Annotated in this window: 1 protein-coding gene; it reads right to left on the bottom strand. The window is 69.6% G+C overall.

All coding sequences use genetic code 11. The features are described 5' to 3' along the window. Positions 1–224: hypothetical protein (locus GOPIP_RS29245; protein ID WP_211602012.1), on the bottom strand; the 224-nt coding region annotated here is incomplete at both ends.

The following is a 224-nucleotide window of genomic DNA, read 5'->3' on the forward strand; positions in this document are numbered from 1 at the left end:
CAACTAGCCGACGTATTGCGTAGCGTCTCCCACGTGCCCACCAGTTCGGCGTAAGAGCGGCCGGCAAGCGTCGACCGGGCCTGTCGGGAAATGTGGCGATTGGGATCGTCGGGTAAGTGCGCGGCGGCGTGGTCGGCGACCCAGAGGCCGGCGTGTCGGTCGGCAGCGTCTTTGATGTGCTCCCGTGCGGTCCGCCCGCCCGCACCCCCGGCCCCTCGGGTTAG

It is taken from the genome of Gordonia polyisoprenivorans NBRC 16320 = JCM 10675 (assembly GCF_000241325.1).
GTDB lineage: Bacteria > Actinomycetota > Actinomycetes > Mycobacteriales > Mycobacteriaceae > Gordonia > Gordonia polyisoprenivorans.